This is a genomic window from Planomonospora parontospora (assembly GCA_014647935.1).
GTDB lineage: Bacteria > Actinomycetota > Actinomycetes > Streptosporangiales > Streptosporangiaceae > Planomonospora > Planomonospora parontospora.
On the sequence record BMQD01000039.1, the window covers coordinates 15596 to 36215 of the forward strand.

Below are 20620 nucleotides of genomic sequence, written 5' to 3' on the forward strand. Positions count from 1 at the left end.
TTCAACAACCTTCGAAGACCGTTTGTTGAGAGGATTGGAGATGTGACGACCCCTCTGGAGCCGCCCGCCGACCTGCTGGCCGCCTTCCCATCCCGATCCAGTGAGATCCGTATCGGTTACGCCCGCGTCTCCACCGGCGGGCAGAAGCTGGAACGCCAGCTCGACGCTCTCACTGCGGCCGGATGCCGGCGGATCTTCGCCGACAAGAAGTCCGGCAGAACCGCCGAGCGGCCCGAGTTGGCCGCCTGCCACGCCTTCCTGACCGTCGGGGACACTCTGGTGGTGCCGTCGCTGGATCGCTACGGCCGCTCGCTGGCCGACCTGATCGCCATGGTGGGTGAACTGCGCAAGCGCGAGATCGGTTTCACCTCGCTACACGAGAACCTCGACACCACCACCCCGGGCGGGCGGCTGGTCTTCCACGTCTTCGCCGCGATGGCCGAGTTCATCCGCGAGCTCATCGTCGCGGGCACCCGCGAGGGCCTGGCCGCAGCCAAGGCCCGCGGCCGGATCGGCGGCCGGCCCAGCGTGGCCACGCCTGAACTGCTGCAGGCGGCCCGGGACCTGCTGCCCAACCCCGCCCACTCCATCACCTCGATCGCCCGGCTGCTCGGCGTGAGCCCCGGCACGCTCTACAACCACATCCCAGACCTGCGCGAGCTGCGAGCCAGCCGACCGGCGGCACTGGAAGGGGGCAGATCAAGTACGCCGGAAAGGGGTAATAAGGCCGGTCAGAGGCCGTGACTGTTGTTTACTCGGCATGGCCGTCAGGCGAGCCCGGCGGAGGGACGCGTGATCCACTGTCCGACAAGTCGCTGGATCTCCGGCATATGATCATGCGCCTATGAGCGACATCACCGAACCCCCGATCGCCCGGGTGGACGTCGTGCGCGAGACCCTTCACGGCATCACGCTTGAGGACCCCTACCGGTGGATGGAAGCCGGAGGCGAGGAGTTCCACCACTGGCTGGACGGCCAGGCCAGGCATGCCCGCGCGCACCTGGACGCCCTGCCGCACCGCGCCGGCCTGCTGACCCGGATCCGCGAACTGGGCAGTGCGCTCACGCAGAACTTCGGCCTGGCGATGGCAGCCGACAGGGTCTTCGCCCTGGTACGCGAGCCGGACGCCCGCGTACCGGTGCTGACGGTGACCGAGGCCGACGGAGCGAGCAGGGTCCTGTTCGACCCCGGCACGGTGCCCGGCGACGGGCACCACGCCATCGACTGGTACGTGCCCTCCCCCGACGGCCGCCACGTCGCCTGCGCCGTCTCCGCCTCCGGGTCGGAGGACAGCTCCATCCACGTGATCGACGCCGATTCGGGAGCTCTGCGGGAGACGATCCCGCCCACGACGCGTTTCGCCTTCCTGAGCTGGCTGGAAGATGGCCGGTCGTTCGTCTATCACCGCTATCCGGAGCAGCACCTGTTGGACAGCCGCTCCTTCCTGCACCAGCTGGGCGCCGACCCGGCGCAGGATGCGGTGGTGCTGGCCCGCGGCCTCAACCCCCACATTGAGCTGACTCCGCGCGACCGGCCTTTCCTGGTGGTGCCGCCACACGGCGAGTGGATGCTGGCGATCATCTCCCACGGCGCGCTCAGCCCCTGGCCCTGGACCAGCGAGCAGCTGAGCGACTGCACGATATACGTGGCGCCGCGCGCCGGGCTGGCCGACCCGGCCGCCTGCCCGTGGCGGAAGGTCGCGGGCGCAGCCGACGGTGTGACCACCTTCGCCACCAGCCGCGACACCCTCTACCTGGTCTCCCACCGGGACGCGCCGCGCTCGCGCGTGCTGGCCGTTCCGTTTGCCGCACCCGATCTGTCCCGCGCCCGGGTGGTGGTGCCCGCGGGTGAGCGGGTGGTGGAGTCGGTGCGGGTGGTGGGCGACCGGCTGCTGGTGCGCGATCTCGACGGTGGCGTCAGCCGGGTACGGCACGTGCTCCTGTCCGGCGGCGAGCCCGCCGACCTCCCGATGCCGGTGGAGGGCGCGATCCTGGAGTGGACCACCCACCCGGCGCGGTCCGAAGCCCTGCTGCTGGTGGCTGGCTGGACCGACGCGCCACGGCTCTACCGCTACGACGGCCAGTGCCTCCAGGACACCGGGCTGGCGCCCCGCTCACCGGTGGACTTCGGTGATGTGCACGTCCGCATGCTGCACGTGCCCGCGCGGGACGGGACGCCGGTCCCGCTCACGGTCATCCACCACAAGGACTTGGAGTTGGACGGCGACAACCCGGCCGTGCTCACCGGCTACGGCTCCCACGGGTTCATCGACCTGCCGGAGTTCCGTCCCGAGATGCTTGCCTGGTACGAGCGCGGCGGCGTCTACGCCGTCGCGCACCTGCGCGGCGGCGGCGCCTACGGCCACCAGTGGCACGAGGCCGGGCGCGGCGAACGCAAGGAGGCCACCATCACGGACCTCATCGACTGCGCCGAGCATCTCATCGCCCTCGGCTACACCCGCCCGGGACGGCTGGCCGCCGAGGGCGCCAGCGCCGGCGGCATCCCCACCGGCGGCGCGCTGGTGCGCCGCCCCGATCTGTGGGCGGCCATGGCGATGCACGCGCCGACGGTGAACGCCACGCGCAACGAGTTCACCGAGAGCGGGCCGATCAACGTGCCCGAGTTCGGCAGCTTCACCACTGAGGAGGGCCTGCGCGATCTGCTGATCATCGATGCCTACATGCGGGTCCGGGACGGCGTGCCGTACCCGGCGGTGCTGCTGACCACCGGCCTGCGCGACGCGCGGGTGCCGCCGTGGCAGCCGGCGAAGCTGGCCGCCCGCCTTCAGGCGGGCACGGCTTCCGGCCGACCGGTGCTGCTGCGCGTCGAGGAACACGGCGGGCATGGCGTCGGCTCGACCAGAGACCAGGAGCAGGCACTGCTCGCCGACGTTCTGGCCTTCGTCCTGCACGCGTCCGACGACTCATGATGGCGACAGACATGTCGGGCACGGCACGAGCCCTCAGCCACATCGCGGTCCTGCCGTCCGGTGGCCCGGTCGATCCCGGCCTGTGCGTGACGCTCAACCTCCACCCCGACGGCCCGGTGGGCGAGCTGACGATCCTCGACAGGCCAGCGAGGACGGCGTCTACCTGTCCCAGTTCGTCACCGGGACCGGCCACAGGGGCCTGACCACCCATCCCGGCGGGGACCGGTGGCGCTGGAAGAGCCGCATCTTCGCGCGGGCGCCTACGACGAGGCGCCCGCGCGACAAGGTCGAGCAGGCCGTCACCGCGTGGGTGGCGGCGCGTCGTCACGACGTCGCCTACCGCGGCAAAGCCATCAAAGGGCCGTGGTGGCGGGCGCTCGGGCGGCGGCCGGGCGGTGACGAGGGCCAGGAGGACCAGAAGCTGCGTTCAGGCGACGCCGGACAGATCCAGGCGCTTGTCCATGTCGAGGTGGAAGCGGCCGTAGGGGTTGATGTGCGACCAGAACAGCGGTGACAGGCCGCGCCGGTCCTCGGCCGTGAGCCGCCGGGCCCAGGCCGGGTCGGCCAGCACCGCCTGCAGCAGCAGGGTGTTGACGTAGACCAGGCAGGATTGCAGCAGGTGCAGCGCCAGCATGGAGACCTCGGCGTGCTCACGTTCGGCGCCAGTCAGCACGCCTTCCTTGCCGTAGAAGATCGCATCGTTGGCGCCGTTCCAGTTCTCCACCACCTGCAGGCCGCTGTTGATCTCGCGGCGCAGGTCCTCGCTCGCCAGGTAGTCGCAGGCGAAGACGGTGCGCACCACCCGGCCGAGCTCCTCCATCGCCCGGTAGACCGGCTGCTTGGGGCCGCCCTTGGCGAACCGGCGCAGCACCTGCTCGGCCTCGGCGGTACCGAGCCGCAGCGCGGTCGCGTATTTGATCATCTGGTCGTAGTGGCGGCCGATGAGGTCCCAGTCGATGGGCCGCTGCTTGAGCACCCGCTCCAGGCGCGGCCAGCGGTTCGGGCCGGCCTCGGGCGCATACAGCCGGATCGAGCCGATGGTCTTCAGCCGGGGCAGCAGCCGAAACCCCAGCAGTTCGGTGAAGGCGAACCCGACGACCGAGGCGCCGTGGGTATCGGTGTAGTTGGCCTGCACGTCCGCGTCGGTGCAGTGCCGCAGCAGCCCTTCGATCATCGCCGCGACCTCCGAAGAGGAGCAGCTTTTCAGCTGGGAGTAGATGCAGGCGCGGCCTTTGTCGACGTGCCAGTAGATCATCACGCCGTAGCCGCCGTAGCGGGCATGGAACTCCGTCATCAGGTTCGACTCCCACGAGCCGAACCGCTTGGAGTCCGAGGCGGTGGCCGTCGCCTCGCCCCACCAGGCCGCATCCCGCATGGCCAGGGTCTCGTTGACCACGCACGCGATCGCCGCGCGCAGGTTGTCGCGGGTGATGTAGGTCGCGCGGACGCGGCGCAGGGCGGCCTCGTCCTGGCCGTGCTCGCCGGTGGCGGCCATCTGCCGGATGCCCATGTTGGTGCCCAGCGCGAACAGGCACAACAGGAGCCGCCGCTGCACGGTCGCCTTGTCCAGCACCTCGCGGCTGGCCACCGAGGAGAACGCATCGGTGAACCGGGTGAGGAACGCGGCGTCCTTGAGGATGTCGAGCAGGTCGATGGTGCCCCAGCGGCGCTGAACCTCAGCCTTGAGCGCGGAAAGGTTCGTCGGCTCGGCCTGCTTGGCCAGCTTGGGCACGCTGATCCACGGCTGGCCGCCGCGGGTGATGATGCGCACCCCGCCTGTCGTGCCCTGGGCCAGGGCGGCATCCAGGCGCTCTAGCGCGCTGCTCATCCGCGTCTGCAGGTCGGCGATGAACGCGGCCGCATCCCGCGGTTTGGCCAGGGCGGCGTAGTGCACGTCGCGGTTGTCGTCGAAGTCACCGGGCAGGTCCTCCTCCGGGTCGCGCCAGCGGCCGGCGCCCTCGACGTGGACCTCCCGGCGGCGCAGCGCCTCACGTAGCGCGATCAGCACGCACAGCTCGTACGGGACGCGCTCGATCCGGCCGCTGGCGGCATCGGTGACCGCCTCACTCCAGGCCTTGGGCACCACGCCCTCGACCGGCACGACCTCCTCGGCCGGGTACAGCCGCTCGTCGCCGGGGGCGCCCGTGTAGCGGGCCAGCAGGTTGATGGCGTCCATCACCGGCCGGTAGGCGGTGTTGTTGCACCGGAAGACCAGCGCGCCCAGCAGCGGCGCCAACATCCGCCGGTAGTAGTGCGAGTAGGAGCCGCGCAGCTGGTAGCGCACCCGCTCAGCGATGACCTTCTCAGTGGCCATCAACTCCCGGGCCAGCTCCCGCAGCGTCTTCTCCCCGCCCGGCACCGCGGGAAAGACCACAGCCCGGACGGTCTCGTCGGGACGCTCCAGCGCGGCGGTCACCATCCGAGTGAAGATCCCGCGCTTGCCCGGCACCGGGGCCAGCTGGCCGATCAGCTCCTTTTCCACCCGCTTTTCCGCCCGGGCGCCGATCCGATGGATCAACCCGATCAGCAACTCCACCAGCGCGTCGACCAGCTCGGCCTGCCGCGTCCAGCACAACGCGGTCAGCAGCGTATAGCGCACGGGGGTATCGCAGGCGAGAAAGTCCGAGGGGTACATCCGGGCCGCCCGCGCCCGCCAGGCCGCCACGATGCGGTCGGAGACACCGGCGAAGACCTCCTCGCCCAGGCCCAGCCCACGCACCGTGGCCAACTTGCCGATCTCGGTCAACAGCGTCTCCAGCCCCAGCGGACCCGGATCGGCCTTCAGCTGCGCCAGCAGCCCCGGCCGGGCCAGCAGCTCCTCCAGCCGGCCGCACACCAGAGGCCCGAGCCGGTGTGTGATCTGCGCGGCGAAGGCGTCCTCGAACCGGCGCCCCGCCGAGGCGACCACCCGTTCGACCTGGCCGTCGCTGGGCGGCTCGATCTTCTCGCTGCGGCAGCGCCGCAGCAGCGCGTCGGCCAGGCGGCCGGAGTCGGTTTCCACCGGACACACCTCGGCGGCCAGCCAGCGCGCCCACCGCTCCTCGTCGTCCTCGCCGGCCGGCCGGGTACCGAAGGTACGGCGGATCTGCGCCCGGTGGTACTCGATAGTCCGGCCGTGCCAGGCATACTTGGCGAACAGGGACGGCTCCACCTTCACCAGTGAGGCGACGTAGTCGACCGCGGCCGGTGGGACTTCTTCGGGGTAGGCGGGGAAACGGCCCTCGATCTCGTAGAACTTCAGCAGCAGCGCGAACCCCAGCCGGGTCGCGCCGCTCTTGTTGCCCACCAGGCCCCAGTCGCCCTCGACCAGCGTCCAGGCATCGATCAGCTCGTCCGGCTCCCACTCGCTCCGCATCCGCGCGCCCTTTCCTCGATCACCGATCCCCGACGAATGGAGATCACGATCAAGGGGAAGGTGTCCGCTACCGGCAGGTATGCACCACCCGTGATGGTTACGCACTGAAGTTGATATCTACCGGTCAGTTACTTTGCGGCTCGCCGTAACTTCGGGAGCACTGGGCCGTACAGAAGCTGCCCGCGCTGGTGCGCTCCTTTTTCGCCGATCCGCTCTGGCCTACATCGGGGAATGCCTCTGAAGAGTTCGGAAACCTACGAACTGGTTAGATATAATCGGCAATCGTCCGGCCTCCCAGCGGGCGAGGTGTCAATAGAGCTTGCACGCGAGCGGTCATCACGCATCCCCAAAGCGCTCGAACGACCATTAAAGGATTGATGCCTGGCGGAACGTTTTATTCAACGAACTAATGGTAGCCGCAGCAGTCTATCCCTCTCCAGACTTAATGGTATAATAATATGAAATACAGTGTCTATATTTGAGGATTTTAGGGTACACAATGAAAGATGGGGACAAAGAGCAGGATCAAAGCCTAATTGAGCTCGCCCGCTCCTATTTGGACGAGGGAGACTCTTTTCCGGATTCTCTATATCCAGACATGAGGGTGCGGAAAATCATCACTGACCGCGTGCCTGAAATGGAGGAATTTATTCGCAGACTCGAGGAGGATGCGGAGGAGGATGGTGGATGTGTGACGCTTTGGAATTATATATACGGCCTGGCTGACACCCTATTCTCCGCTATTGAGGAAAAAAATATTGATTTATCATTCCGATGTCTCCAAGCGACAGAAGAGCTTCTAAAATACCCCTCTCTTCATGTAAGGGAGCTTGTTGTCGAACAAATAGTCGAAAGCCTCTCGGAGCTCCCTTCCGAAATTTATGATCTGTGTGGACCTCGAACTGTCGAACAGATGGGAAATCTATAGCTGGTGGACTGAGCATGAAAGATGGGAGTTGTGCCGCTTCGGCAATCTAGCCTTGATCTTTCGCGATCTTCGTTTGGTCGGCTGAAGCGTTCGGCTACGGTGTGTTTTCGCGACCTAGCCAGCGCAATCACCCGGCTGTCGCGCCGGGTGGGCGGGGTTCCCCTGGCACGTTGGATTCCTCCTACTCGGCCTGGAACTCCTGTAGCTCCGGCGAGCCGCCACTGTGTTGATCAGTGGGCACGGCGGCGGGGTGCCAGCACCTCGGTGACCTTGGCGATGGCCTCAGCGCCGGGTTTGACGTAGCGCATGGCGGTGCGGGGGTTCTTGTGCCGGGTCTTGCCCATGATGAGCTGCAGCGGGATCTCCGCCTCGCCCAGATGGGTGGCGGCGCTGTGGCGCAGCTGGTGCAGGTCGAGCCCGGCGTAGGTGTCCAGCAGGACGCGGGCGCGATCGTAGCCGAGGCGGGCGCGGCCGGTGTGCGGGCAGATGTCGGCGGCCGCGGGCCGGCGAGCAGGGACGGGGCGGCGCTCGGACAGGAACAGCGGGCCATGGGTCCGCGACGTGCCGTCGGGCAGACGAAGCAGGCGGGGCAGCAGGTGGGCGGTGCCGGACTCCCAGTACACCCACTCGACGGCGCCGCCCTTGGAGCGGACCGGGGCCCGGCGACCTTCCAGGTCGAGGTCCTCGACGTTCAGGGCGAGGACCTCGGCGGCGCGAGCCGCCGTTTCATACAGCATCCGCCACAGCGTCTTCTCCCGCAGGGGAACGTCGCGGCGGCTCAGCAGCCGGTGGATCGCGCTCTTGGCCACGGCGCGGGTCTCGTCGGCCCTCTCACGGCGCCGTTCGGCCTCGGCCGGCACCGACGGGGCGGTCCAGTACTTCTTGGCCTGGCACCAGGCCAGCCAGGAGGCGACGGCGGCGCGGTTGCGGTTCCAGGTCGCCGGCGCGCGCTCGCCCCACAGCTCGGTCAGCGCGGCGCCGATCTCGCTGTCGGTGACTTCGGCCAGCGGCCGGTCGCGGCCGAGCAGGGCGATGACGCGGTCGATGGCCGAGGCGTAGGCGCGGTGGGTGTTGGGGTTGGCCGTGCGCGCCGTGGACAGGAAGGCGTCGGCGGCCGCAGTGAGGGTGACGTGCCCGCCGCGCAGCACGGCGACCTTCGGCGCCGCGCTCATGCTGGCCGCCGGGCGGGGCTCGTTGAACCGGCTGGGGGGATGTACCGGATAACGCGCCGGAGTCGCGCACCGCCCTGGCGAAGGCATCCCCTGGTCGACGCGCTGCCATGATCGCTCGTGTACGTGAGAATAGCCCATTATCACGTACATGGGATAGTGGGCGAACCGAGGGGTCCCGCGGCGATCATCAGCGCGCCGACATAGGTTTTCTCTCCGTGCCGCTGTTGCTCAGAAAATTCGCGGTCCTGTCCTGGTAGGAGGTGAAGCGGGGCGGCGTTGCGAGCTGTGGCCGTCAACCTCGATGGTGGCCGGTGCTGCGTTCCTCAACGGGTATGGAGATTGTCACCGCTCGGTTGCCCTGACCAGGGGAATCCTTCCTGGCGGGAGGGTTCTGCCATGCCGAAACTGCTGCGCGCTCGAGCGCCGCGCGATGCCCAGGAAGAACGCCAGGTCCGCAAGCTCGCCGGAGCCCGTCACGCTCCAGCCGACTGGATCCAGCGCGCCAGGATCGTGGTGCTGAGCTGGAGCGGGATGCGCGGCCCGGCCATCGCCGAGCGGGTGGGCTGCCATCCGGAAACGGTGCGCCGCCGGCTGCGCCGCTTCAACGCCGAGGGTCTGGACGGTCTCGGCGACCGGCCCGGCTCCGGCCGCAAGGCCCGCCTCACCCAGGCCGAACGCTCACAGATCATCGCGCTGGCCAAGAGCACCCCGCCCGGCAGGTTGCGCTGGCGACCCTGGGGCGAACCGGAGGCCGACGACGAGACCGGTCCGGCGGTGTGGACCCTGGACGCGCTCACCGCCGCAGCCCGCGGGCAGGGCATCGCCGTCGGCCGCTCCCAGGTCCGCCGGATCCTGCTGGCCGAGGGGGTGAGATGGCGGCGCACCCGATCCTGGAGCACCAGCAAAGATCCCGGGTTCGCCGTAAAAGAACGGTGATCGTCGGCCTGTACACCGACCCGCCCGAAGGCGCGGTCGTCGTGTGCACCGACGAACTGGGGCCCGTCACTCCGCGGACGTTCCCGCCGGCACCGGCCTGGTCAGGAGACGGACACCGGATCAAGGTCCCCCTGGAGTACCGGCGCGGACCGGCCAAGACCTGGGTCTACGGCGCGCTGCGCGTGGCCGACGGCACCGCGGTGACGATGACGTCCCCGTCCCGCAACAGCGCGTCCTATCAGGAGTTCCTGCAGAAGATCGAGGACGCCAACCCCGGCACCGGCGACATCGTTGTGATCGCCGACAACCTGTCCAGCCACAACAGCCTCGCCACCCGAACCTGGCTGGCCGAGCACCCGCGGATCCGGCACGCGTTCATCCCGGTCGGCGCATGCTGGCTCAACCTGCAGGAAGCGTGGTGGCGGATCTTCCGCCGACATGCCCTGGCCGGGGTGTCCTTCGCCGGTCCGGGCGACATCGACTACGCCACCCGCATCGCGACCGCCCAGCTCAACCAGCAGGCCAGACCCTGGGTCTGGGGCCGGCCGCCACCGGCTCCCCGACGCCTGCGCCGCCGGCTTGTCTACATGCTTTGAGGAACGCAGCACCGGTACTACATTCGTAGATCTTGATTCGTTTGACTGCGTCACGGAATGTGGTTGGTCCATCGTCAGTACGTGACGTGCGCTCTGACCTACGATCTCGTCGTGTCCTGGGATGCGGAACTGACCGCGCTGATCACGCGCATCGCCGGCCCCCTGTTCACCCGGCCCGAACCCCGCCAGGCCTTCGCCGACCTGGTGCGCGCCTTGCTGGCCGACGTACCCCGCAAGAACTCCTGGCAGCTGGCCGACCACATCGGCCACGCCACCGCCCACCGCTTCGAGCACCTGCTGGACCGCGCGAAATGGGACGTCGACGCCTTGCGCGACGAAGTCCGCTCTCACGTGATCGCACATCTGGGCCGCGCCGACGGCGTGCTGATCGCCGACGACACCAGCGCGATCAAGAAGGGTCAGATGTCCGTCGGCGTGGCCGACCAGTACTGCGGCCTGACCGGCCAGGTGGAGAACTGCCAGGTCATGCCCATGCTCACCTACGCCTCCGCCGCCGGGCACGCCTTCGTCAACCGGCGCCTGTACCTTCCCGAGTCCTGGGCCGGTGATCCGCAGCGGCGGGCACGGGCCGGGGTGCCCGAGCACGTCGCCTTCCGCACCAAACCGCAGCTGGTGATCGACATGCTCGCCGAGGAGCTCGCGGCCGGCACCCCGTTCCGCTACCTGTGCGCCGACTCCGGCTACGGCCGCGACCCGCACCTGTGCGCGTTCTGCCACGAACGGGCGATCTCCTACGTGATGGCGGTCCCGGTCGACCTGCCGCTGGTCGCTGCCCGAGGTGGCGTCGAGCCGGTCGGGCACGTGCTGGACCGCATCCTGGCTCTCGGCCGGGCCGGGGTCTGGGAGCGCCGCTCGTGCGGGACCGGCACCAAGGGCTTGCGCGTCTACGACTGGACCGCCCTGGCAGTCGCCGTGGCCGGGCAGGCGCCCGCGCCCGGCCACGCGCACACGCTGCTGATCCGCCGCTCCGTCAGCGCCCCGACGGAGGTGGAGTTCTTCCTGGCCCATGCCCCGGCCCGCGTCCCGGTCACCGAGCTGATCGACGCGGCCGGGATGCGCTGGAAGATCGAGGAGAACAACGAGCACGGCAAGGACCTGCTCGGCCTGACCTCCTACCAGGTCCGCAAGTGGACCCCGTGGCACCGGCACGTCACCATCGCCATGCTCGCGCTGGCATTCCTGGCCGCCATGCGTGCCGCCCTGCCCGCCGACGCCGACGAGACCGCGGGCAAGGGAAAAGACCGCCTGCTTCTGGAGGCGCCGGCGGGCTGAGGCTGCTGTGGCTCTCACTCGCCGGGATCCGCCGCGTCCTGGCCCGGCTGCTCATCCCGGCGGCCAACGCCATCGATCACGTCCTGGCCTGGTCACACTTCCGGCGGCTCCACCAGACACGCGCTCTGATCAGCCATTACCGGCGACGCGGTGACCCACTCCCACCGGACCTACGAATGTAGTACTGACGAAGAAATCCAGGCGTCATGAGGCGCCCAGGGCGATCGTTCTCGCTGTTTCCCCAGGTGGCAACCTGGAGGTATGAGGTACTCCGACAGAAGCGGAGGACTGTCCGACACCGAACGAGAACGGCGCGAGGTGCTGCGGCTTCGGGCAGCGGACATGTTCTCCGGAGGAATCCAGCCACCGCGGGTGGCCCACCTGCTGGGCGTGACCCGCAAATCCGCCTGCGAGTGGCACCGGACCTGGCAGAAAGGCGGCAAGGCCGCACTGCGCTCCAAAGGCACCGCCGGCACCGGCTGCAAGCTCACCGACGAGCAGACCGACCGCCTGGAGGCGCTCCTGGCCGAGGGCGCGGCCGCGCACGGCTGGGACGACCAGCGCTGGACCGCTGCGCGGATCGCGCTGCTGATCGCCGAGACGTTCCACATCCACTACACCCCACGCGGGGTTACCTACCTGCTCCAGCGGCTGGGCTGGTCGTTCCAGGTCCCGGCGCACCGGGCCGCCCGGCGCGACGAGGACCAGGTCGCCACCTGGGTCAAGCGGACCTGGCCCGCGATAAAAGCACCCGGGCGGCCTGGGACTCCTGGCTCTGCTTCGCCGACGAGTCCGGCCAGAGTCTGAGGCCGCCCAAAGGACGAACGTGGGCACCCGCGGGCCGCACGCCGGTCCTGCCGGTCGCCTATAGCGGAGCGGGACGGACCTCGATCGCCGGGCTGCTCTGCGTCAAGCCCGGCCGGCGGACCCGCCTGATCTACCGCACGCTCACCTACCACCGCCGCAAGCACGAGCCCAAGGGCTTCGGAGAGGAAGCCTTCCAGGCCCTGCTGAGCGCCGCGCACGCCCAGCTCGGCGGGCCGATCTCGCTGGTGTGGGACAGCCTTCCCGAGCACGTCAGCGCCCGAATGCGCGCGTGGATCGCTGCTCAGGCCGATTGGCTGCTGGTCTACCGGCTTCCGCCGTACGCGCCCGATCTCAACCCGGCCGAGGGCATCTGGTCCAACCTGCGCACCAAGGTCCTCAACTTCGCCGTTCACGGCATCGACCAGCTCACCGCGTTGATCAAGAGCCGGCTCAAATCCATGCAGTACCGGCCCGACCTGCTGAACGGGTTCGTCGCCGAGACCGGTCTGACAATCGCTGATCCGACGTAACCTCCGGCTTTCTTGCTCAGTACAGGCCGGTGACGCGCAGGGTCTCCAGCAGGAGCAGGGCGCCTGATTGGAAGAGGAGACCGGATGCGTCGGCGGAGGTGGTAAGTGCGGCTGGAGTGCTAAATTGTATCCGGCAGATTGTCCAATCTTGGGCGAGGACAATAATTGTCGACTAGACAATCCCACCATTGCAAAGTGTACTCACCTATCATAAATATGTCCCCAGCGACACCGAGAGCTTTCCCGGCAGCACCAACAGAGCGAAGGAAACCTCCGCGGGGGGTACCGGTCCTCGGAGCATGTGTCGGCTTACCTCTCGAATCGTACGTAAATTTTTCTCCAGTTATATGGGCTACTGCAGACTTTTTCAAGACATTTTTTACCGATCCGGCAAATGACTGCAATCTTTTACCGTCGCCCTGCAGCCATGTAGTGATCTTCCCTGTCGAATCGGGGACGTTGTTCAGAACATTCCAGAGTTTAGTGAACTCGACAAGAGCCACCCGTCTGTCAGCGGCGGATAGGAGCTTGTTACCAAGCTTCCTGTTCGCCTCCAGCAGGTTGGCTAATTCCGACATTAATCCAGCGGCCTTGAGCGGATGGTATCTCCCACCGATCGTAAGGCCAGTCTTAAGTTCGAACTCCAGTCCTGTGGAGACCGTTCCGTCCCCTACTACGCCAGCCTTTGTCCCTGGACGGGCATAGATCCCTCCATCTCCCGACATTAAGATTTTCTTGAGCCTTTCATTTGTGACGCGAGGAGGCTGGGCTGGCTTATTCGGAATCCATCGCGTGCCGTCCCAGCGGTGTGTAGCGCGGAGTCGAACACACTTTTCACTGTTGCTTCCACGGCAAGGGTCTGGCGCGCTACCGCGCCCACCTTTTTTGGAAAAGTAAGCCCTAGAAGTACCATAGGCACCCCCTACCCCTCCCCCTCCTCCTGCTGCTACTCCTCCATTGTTGTCTATGTCTCGTATGGCCTTCCAGATTTCAGCGAGATCCTCCAGGGTCGCAGATGGGACTTTGTATATATTCATGTACAATTTTTGCGCTTCGGGTCCGGCTTCCCAATAGCCTTCTGGTGCTTGCCCGCCGTTATGCATGAAGCCAGCCCGCTTGGCTTCGGTAGGGTCGAACTCTGGAGCCCACGCCATAAACCCGAAGTTTTTGCTTTCGAAATCATCGATTCCGGTGTAAACAAGAGGGCCGGCAGGCTGGCCCCACGTGTACAAGCAGTCCAAGCCGCTGCAGCCCTTGATGGGTGTGTCCCAGCCACTGTTTCTGTCGTTGACGAAGTAGTCGCTGAAGTCGATGGAGTCGCTGTCGGATGATGACCAGGTGCTGCTGGCCCCGGGGGCGCTGGTGGTGCCAGGAGTCCGGATCGCGGCGTGGCCGCTGGGGTCGATGCTGGTCAGCGGGCCAGCATTGCCATAAGTGTAGCGATTGGCCTGCACCGACGGGTCTGGCGACAGGGTGGCGCTGTCACGGGAGGCGAAGACGCCGTTGCCGGGCTGGTACCAGCGGGCGTGCATGTTGACCTTGCCGGTGTCCGGGTCGGTGTAGTCGCCTTGGTAGCCGACCGAGCGTTTAGTACCGGTGTGGTGGGTGACCTTGCCGAAGGGGTCGTAGGCGACCGAGTCGACCAGCGCGGCGCCGGTGAAAGTGGCCACCACATCACCGTGAAGATCGCTCATCACTCCGAGCGCGGGGTCGCTGCCTTCCTGCAGACTGAGTAGGTCGCCGAAGGGATCACGGCCGTACTTAGCCTGCAGAGCACCGACGCCATCGTTGATGGCAGCGATGTCATTGGTCACTCCGGAGTAGATGAACCGTTGCTGATTGGTGCCCTTGGTACGAGAGGTCATCCGGCCGAAGGCATCGTAGCCGTAGGTAGTCTCACCGTCGGAAATGAGCTGGTCGAAGGCGTCGAAGACGAGGTTCTTGGTCACCCCATTGGTGGTCTCGGATGCGAGGGTGCCGCGGGGGGTGTAGGTGTAGTCGGTGCCGCCGCCGGACATCAGCCGGTTGCGCTCGTCGTAGACGAAGCTTTCGTCTCCGGCTTTGATCCGGTTGCCAGCGTCGTCCCAGGTGTAGGCGGTGACTTTTCCGTCGGGGGCGATCCAGGAGGTCAGGCGTCCGGCATGGTCGTAGTCGTAGGTGTTGGTACCGGCGTCGGCGGTGCCGGTGGTGGTCTTGGTGGTGAGGTTGTTGTCCTTGTCCCACCCATAGGCAATCTTCAACAGTTCAGTGCCGGTGCTGCTCTTCAGCTCCTGGGAAGTGAGCCGGTCGAGTGCGTCGTAGGTGTAGGCGTGGGTGGTAGCCGGATCAGTAGTGGTCTTGCTGGTGAGCCGGTCGGCCTTGTCGTAGTCGTAGGCGAGGGTACGGCCGGTGACCGGGTCGGTCGCGGTCTCCAGGCGACCAGCGTTGTCCCAGGTGTAGGTGGCGGTGCCTGTGACGTCGATGCGTTGGGTGGGATTGCCCAGAGCGTCGTAGGTGTAAGCCGCGACTTGATTGCCGGCCTTGGTCACCTGGGTGAGCAAACCGCGGTCGTTGTAGGCCAGGCCGTAGTCACCGATGGCGGTCGGACGACCGGACTGGTCGTAGGTGAAGCTCCGTTCCGGAGTTGTGATCGAGGCGCCGGTACCGATCTGCTTGGTTACCTGGCCAAGAGGATCGAAGGTGCGGTCGAGGCGGATGCCGCCCGGCTGCAATGTGGTAATGCTGTTGCCAGCCGCGTCGTACAGGTGAGTCCAGGTGCGGTCGGCGGTGTTGGGATGAGCGGTAGTGGGTGGTTCGATGACTGATTCGACCAGGCCAAGGGTGTTGTAGGTGGTCCAGGTGGTGTTACCGCGGCCATCGGTCAAGCGGGTGCGAGCGCCGGTGGCGTCGTAGCCGAACGTGGTGGTGATCGATTTATCGACGGAGATCGGTTCGATCAGCTTCGTCAGGCGGCCCAGGGCGTCGAACTCTCGCGAGGTGACGTGTCCTTCGCCGGAGGCAGTGTGGATCGGGTTACCAGCTGGGTCGTAGTCGAAGCCGATCGTCCGGACCACAGTCCCGGACGGGTCCAGGTCCTTGGCGGCGGTTTGCCGTCCGGCCAGGTCATATTCGGCCTCGGTGACGTTGCCGAGCGCGTCCGTGGTCTTCACCGTGCGGCCGATGGCATCGTAGACAACGGTGGAGGTGTTGCCGCTGGGGCCGGTAGTGGCAGTGATTTCGCCGATGGCATTGACTGTGTAGCTGGTGACCTTGTTGTCCGGCGCCACGGTCTTGATGAGGTTACCGGCGGTGTCGTAGGTGAAGGTGGTGGTCAGCGCGGTCGTGGTGGGTTTGCGCTCGATCTGGGTCTGAGTGATTTGCCGCCCGAGATCGTCGTAGGTCACTTCGGTCCGTGCACCGGTCGGATCGACGGATGCCAGTTGCTCACCCAGTAGGTCATATTCCGAAATCGAGACACCGCTCGACCCCGAGGCGCTTGGCAGCGTCACCCGCACCGGGTTGCCTAGCGCATCGTATTCGGTGGAGGTCACATACCCGCGGGGGTCGGTGACGGCCGTAGTACGGCCCGCCGCGTCGTAGGCGTAGCTGGTCTTGGGGGTGAGGGTGCTGCCGCCCGGTAGGGCGTAAGGCGGCATGACAGTGGACGTCAGGCGGCCGGACTTATCGAAGGTAGAGACTGAGACGCGGCCTTCGGCGTCGGTGGTGTGCGTCTGTCGGCCGATGTTGTCGTAGCCGTATCGAGCCGTCGGCCGGCTTTCGGTGGCCGACCCGTTCTTTTCGATTCTGACCTGCGGGGCAGTCGTCTCCACGAGTCGCCCCAGTAGGTCATAGCGCATAGTGGTGGTGAAGTCGGCCGCGGTCGCGCCGGAGGTGTTGCCGCGAGGGTCGATCTGCTCAACCAGCAGCCCGCGATCGTCGTACACCCAGGTGGAGGTCAGGTCGGCATCGCCGTTCTCGATGACCTGTCGGGTCATTTGGCCGCTGGCGTTGTAGGCGTATTCGACTGACTCGATTCGGCTGCTACTACCGGAGCCGGTAAACGTCCTCTTGATGACGTTATTGCCCTTGTCGTAGTCCATGGCGGTGGTGCGCTTTAAGCCGTCAGGATCGAGGATCGTCGAAGTTAGCCGACCAGCCGCGTCGTAGGCGTAATCCGTCTGCTCCTTGCCATCGCCGGTCACTCGACGGATGAGATTTTTGGCCGCGTCGTAGGTATTGGTCTCCAGTACCACATCCGTGGCTGTGGTGGAACCGTTCAACCGAGCATCATCAGCAATCACTTGCGAGACCAAGCCGTCACTGAAGTAGGTGTAAGACGTCTTGCGGCCCATCGCATCCACCTGGGTCGCCAAGCGTCCGCCAGGGTCGTAGGCGAAGGACTCCAGCACCACATCCTGAGCGGCTTGCGGGCTGACTGGGCTACCGGTCCAGTTCTTGAGTGTTCGGGAGGCCAATTCACCGCGTTCGGTGTAGGCGAAAGTGGTGACTGTGCCCACCGGGTCGGTCATGCTGGTCCGCGATCCGGTGTTATCCCAGGTGGATCGGGTAACGCTGTTCTCCGGGTCGATCACCGACGCGATGTGGCCGGCGTCGTCGTAGGCGTAGGTCATCGTCTGCGCCGGATCACTACCGGTCAGATCGGTGAAAGTCTCGGTGAGCGGGTTGCCGTCGGCATCGTAGGTGTAGGCCGTCTTGGCCGTGTGCGTCACATCGGTGATCTCGTTTTTCACGCCGGGACCGGTACTGCTCAACAATCGTCCCCTGGCGTCATAGACAAAGTGCGTGGTCACACCATTGGGATGAGTCTGGGATACCTGAGTTGTGGTGATCAGTCGTCCGATGGCGTCGTACGCATGCTTGGTGACCGCACCGAGAGGGCTCTTCACCTCAGTCACGTCTCCGGACGCAGTATAGGCGTAGGTGACTTCGTTGCCCTTGGCGTCCTCCTGGGAAGCCACTAACCCTGCCGGTGTGTTACCACCGCCAATGGCTGGTTCAGTGCCGTCGGTGTAGGAGATGCTCGTCGAACGGCCGTCGGGGAAGTCACCGGTCGCCGGGAAGATCGTCTTCGCCGGTTCCCCGTGGGAGGTGTACTCCGTGCGGGTGGCGTAGGTGTCGTCGGTGGCCGAGGAGGAGCGGCCGTCCCGGGAGACGGTCATCTGGTCGTTGCGCGGGTCGAACAGCTCGTCGACCTTCAGGTAGTAGTCGAAGTACTCGGTGGAGCAGGCCTGCGCGGTCCGGCAGGTCTTCTTGGCGATCACGTTGCCGCGCGCGTTGAACGACAGCTCGGTTTCGTTGCCGTTGCGGTCGACGGCTTTGGTTGGGAACCCGCCGGTGTCGTAGCTGTAGCGGGCGGTCTGGCCGAGCTGATCGCTTTTACTCACCGCACGGTTGCCGCGGAGCGGATCGTTGACATAGGACAGCGTCCCGCCGCGGGGGTCGGTCACCGTGACGGTCGCCAGCGTCTGGGTGCTGGAGGCGGTGGCATACGCCGGCGCCGACAGCTTCCAGGTGCCGCCGTGCCGGTCGGTGTGGCTGGTCAGGCGGCCGCCGTCGGCGGCATAGGCGTTGCTGGCCCAGGTGCGGCCCGAGGCCTGGGTGACCGTGGCCAGCTGCGGCTGCGGCGCGCGGGCCGCGTAGTGGGCGCGCACCAGGCCGAGCCCGAGCGGCTTGCCGTACACGGCGACCTCGTCGATGTCACCGTTGAACGCGAACGCCGCGGTCGAGCTGGTGGTCGCCGGCCAGGCGGGCGAGCCGGTGCCGTAGCCGATCCGGGTCTCCCACTGGTCGGCGTGCGTGATGGTGCCCGCCAGCGTGCCGACGGCCTGGCCGTCCAGGAACAGCGTCTGGGTGTTTTCGGCGCCGGACAGCACCACGTGGTGCCAGACGCCGTCGTTCACCTTGGCCGTCGAGGTGATGGGCGTGGATGCGCCGGTGTAGAACTGGCCGCGCAGCTTGCCGTCGGTGCCGACGTAGACGACCGGGGTGAAGGCCGACGGGGCGTTGGACGCCGCGTTCTGGTGGCCGATCACCGTGCCGGAGGCGGTGGTCTTGAACCAGGCCTCCACCGCCAGGGTGCCGCCCTGGCCGCTGATGGTCGCCTCCGGCAGCGCCACATACGCCGAGTTCGCCGTCCCGCGGAAGCGCATGGCCGTGTCCGGGACGCCGCCGAGCGCGCCGGGCACGGCGGCGGTGGCGTCCGCGGCGCCGGCGAGCGTGGCCTCTTCGGCGCCGGGGCGCCAGCCCACCACGTTGCCGATCTTCGTGCCGGTGGCGGTGGCCGTCTCGTTCAGCCGCCAGTAGCCCTCCGGGCCCGCGTCCAGCACCAGGCTGCGATACCGCGAGGCGTCGCTGTAGGTGTAGGTCACGCACGCGCCATCGGTCGCGGGCGGGCAGACCTTGGTGAGTTTGTCGCCGTCGTAGCCGTAGGTCCAGGTGATCGGCGTGCCGTCGACCGGGTCGGTGGACACGGCCGTCACGTGAGCGCCGGTCCAGGTGAACGTCAGCGACCGGCCGCCGGTCGCGACCACCTTGGCCAGCTTGCCGTCGGTGCCGTAGGTCAGCTCGTTGCCGCGGCCGCGCCGGTCGGTGAGCTTGGTCAGCCGGCCTGAGGCGTCGAACCAGTAGGAGGTGGAGGATTTGTCCATCAGCCGCCAGCCGCCCCCGGTCACGGTCGCGAGGGTGGCGTAGGTGCCGGCCGGGGCGGCGTAGGTGCCGTCGCCCTTGGCGGCGAATCGCAGTTGCTGGCCGTCGGGGTAGGTCACCAGCAGCGTCGCGGTCTGCGGCTCGTCCTCGATGCGCATGTCCCAGCGGCTGGTCCAGCCCGCGCCGAACGCGCCGTCGGTGCGCGGGTCCAGGCTGTTGTAGGTGCGGGTCACCGTCAGCGGCGGCCCCGCGGCGGGCACCGTCAGGTCGCTTTCGGTGTGGGTGTAGTTGCCGGCCGTGTGGCTGAACTCGCGGCCCTCGGTGCCGGCGGTCAGCAGTGAGTTGATCGTGCCCTGCTCGGGGGTGGGGGTGAAGGTCCGCCAGGAGGAGGTGACCGTGGTGGCGCTGCCGGTGGAGGCCTTGGCGAACCACCAGTACGTCTGGCCCCACTTCAGCTTGTCCTCAGGGACCTGCCAGCTGCCGGACTTGTCCCACTCGGGCGAGTCCTCACACCACGTCCACTTGTCCGGGGTACCGGAACACACCTGGAACCAGTACACGACGGGTGCCTCGTTGACCGGCTGGGCGTGCGCCGACAGCACCGGCGTCAACGTGCCGACCTGGGTGTTGTTCTCCGGGGAGAACGTCAGGAACGGCAGCGCGCTGACGGTGGCCGACTGCCACTCGCTCCACGGGCCCTTGACGCCGGTGGTGGTCACGCCCTGCACCCGCCAGCGGATCAGCCAGCCGTCCTTGAGCTTGCCGGCCGGGATCTGCGCCCAGGCGTTGGTCCCGGACGCATACGAGGTGGTCGCGGTGGCCGCGTGGATCGGCCCGGTGCCTTGCCCGGCAGGGGCGGCCGGATCGTGCTCCACCTCGACACCGAGGAAGGAGGCGCGGTTCTCGGGGTCGGTGACCTTCGCATACAGCCACGGGGTCAGCGATCCGGCCTTCCAAGACGCCGACCCGCGGACGCCGGGGTTCATGCCCAAGCCATCAGCCAGCGGTTTCTTCAGGTCGACCGTGGCGCTCTGCCAATCGGTCCACGCCCCCTTGACGCCGGAAGTGGTCACGCCCTGCACCCGCCAGCGGATCGCCATGCCGTCGGTCAGCTTGGCCGCTGGCACCTTCACCCACGCGTTCGCGCCGGAGGCGTAGGAGGTCGTGCCCTTACCCGACCAGATCAGCCCCGAGCCCTGACCGGCCACCGGGTCGTGCTCGATCTCGGCGGCCAGGTAGGAGGCGGCGCTGTTCGCGCTGGTCACCTTGGTGTAGAACCAGGGCGTCAGCGATGAGATCGTCCATCGCCCGTCTGCTTGCACACCCGGCAGAATCCCAAGGCCGGTCCCCGCGGGCTTGTTGACGTCAATCTTGGCTGATTCCCAGCCCGACCACGGACCCTGCACGCCGGAGGTGGTGACCGCGCGGG

10 protein-coding genes are annotated in these 20620 nt (G+C 67.2%); 7 read left to right on the forward strand and 3 right to left on the reverse strand.

All coding sequences use genetic code 11. The features are described from left to right. Positions 1–42 precede the first annotated feature (42 nt). Entirely contained in the window at positions 43–744 is a 702-nt protein-coding gene (locus tag IEZ07_RS32710; protein WP_191898335.1) for a recombinase family protein, read from the forward strand. A 100-nt stretch (positions 745–844) separates the two neighbouring features. Then, positions 845–2929: a prolyl oligopeptidase family serine peptidase gene (locus tag IEZ07_RS32715; RefSeq protein ID WP_191898336.1), complete on the forward strand. Its 2085-nt coding sequence runs from the start codon at positions 845–847 to the stop codon at positions 2927–2929. 427 nt (positions 2930–3356) lie between these two features. Here the strand turns inward: IEZ07_RS32715 and IEZ07_RS32725 are convergent, their stop codons facing one another. Continuing rightward, entirely contained in the window at positions 3357–6284 is a 2928-nt protein-coding gene (locus IEZ07_RS32725; RefSeq protein WP_191898337.1) for a Tn3 family transposase, read from the reverse strand. A 499-nt stretch (positions 6285–6783) separates the two neighbouring features. Here IEZ07_RS32725 and IEZ07_RS32730 point away from each other — a divergent pair, with 499 nt between their 5' ends. Continuing rightward, positions 6784–7212 (forward strand): DUF7674 family protein, encoded by a 429-nt coding sequence (locus tag IEZ07_RS32730; RefSeq protein WP_191898338.1) that lies wholly within the window; start codon positions 6784–6786, stop codon positions 7210–7212. 230 nt (positions 7213–7442) lie between these two features. Here the strand turns inward: IEZ07_RS32730 and IEZ07_RS32735 are convergent, their stop codons facing one another. Beyond that, positions 7443–8384, reverse strand: coding sequence for a tyrosine-type recombinase/integrase (locus IEZ07_RS32735; RefSeq protein WP_191898339.1), 942 nt, complete (start codon positions 8382–8384; stop codon positions 7443–7445). Between the two features lie 396 nt (positions 8385–8780). Here IEZ07_RS32735 and IEZ07_RS32740 point away from each other — a divergent pair, with 396 nt between their 5' ends. The 4 genes from IEZ07_RS32740 (at position 8781) to IEZ07_RS36450 (ending at position 12546) form a co-directional block, all read left to right on the forward strand. Beyond that, positions 8781–9320, forward strand: a complete 540-nt coding sequence (locus IEZ07_RS32740; RefSeq protein ID WP_191898340.1) for a helix-turn-helix domain-containing protein — start codon at positions 8781–8783, stop codon at positions 9318–9320. Next, the gene (locus IEZ07_RS32745) at positions 9317–9916 is read left to right on the forward strand and encodes an IS630 family transposase (RefSeq protein WP_239321087.1); all 600 of its coding nucleotides are present in this window, start codon (positions 9317–9319) and stop codon (positions 9914–9916) included. The genes IEZ07_RS32740 and IEZ07_RS32745 overlap by 4 nt, the downstream gene beginning before the upstream one ends. Positions 9917–9997: 81 nt before the next feature. Beyond that, entirely contained in the window at positions 9998–11209 is a 1212-nt protein-coding gene (locus tag IEZ07_RS32750) for an IS701 family transposase (protein WP_301549368.1), read from the forward strand. Positions 11210–11470: 261 nt separating this feature from the next. Next, a protein-coding gene (locus IEZ07_RS36450) for an IS630 family transposase (protein ID WP_444980681.1) occupies positions 11471–12546 on the forward strand; the annotation gives its coding sequence in 2 pieces (ribosomal slippage) (positions 11471–12014 and positions 12014–12546; 1077 coding nt in all). A gap of 119 nt (positions 12547–12665) precedes the next feature. On the opposite strand, the gene IEZ07_RS32765 is transcribed toward IEZ07_RS36450, so the two are convergent. Then, positions 12666–20597: a DUF6531 domain-containing protein gene (locus IEZ07_RS32765; protein ID WP_301549369.1), complete on the reverse strand. Its 7932-nt coding sequence runs from the start codon at positions 20595–20597 to the stop codon at positions 12666–12668. Between the last annotated feature and the right edge of the window lie 23 nt (positions 20598–20620).

Bases quoted from the DNA above. Each gene is read 5' to 3' on its own strand.
- IEZ07_RS32735 (WP_191898339.1), bottom strand. From the start codon at position 8,384: ATGAGCGCGGCGCCGAAGGTCGCCGTGCTGCGCGGCGGGCACGTCACC.
- IEZ07_RS32715 (WP_191898336.1), top strand. From the start codon at position 845: ATGAGCGACATCACCGAACCCCCGATCGCCCGGGTGGACGTCGTGCGC.
- IEZ07_RS32730 (WP_191898338.1), top strand. From the start codon at position 6,784: ATGAAAGATGGGGACAAAGAGCAGGATCAAAGCCTAATTGAGCTCGCC.
- IEZ07_RS32725 (WP_191898337.1), bottom strand. From the start codon at position 6,284: ATGCGGAGCGAGTGGGAGCCGGACGAGCTGATCGATGCCTGGACGCTG.
- IEZ07_RS32740 (WP_191898340.1), top strand. From the start codon at position 8,781: ATGCCGAAACTGCTGCGCGCTCGAGCGCCGCGCGATGCCCAGGAAGAA.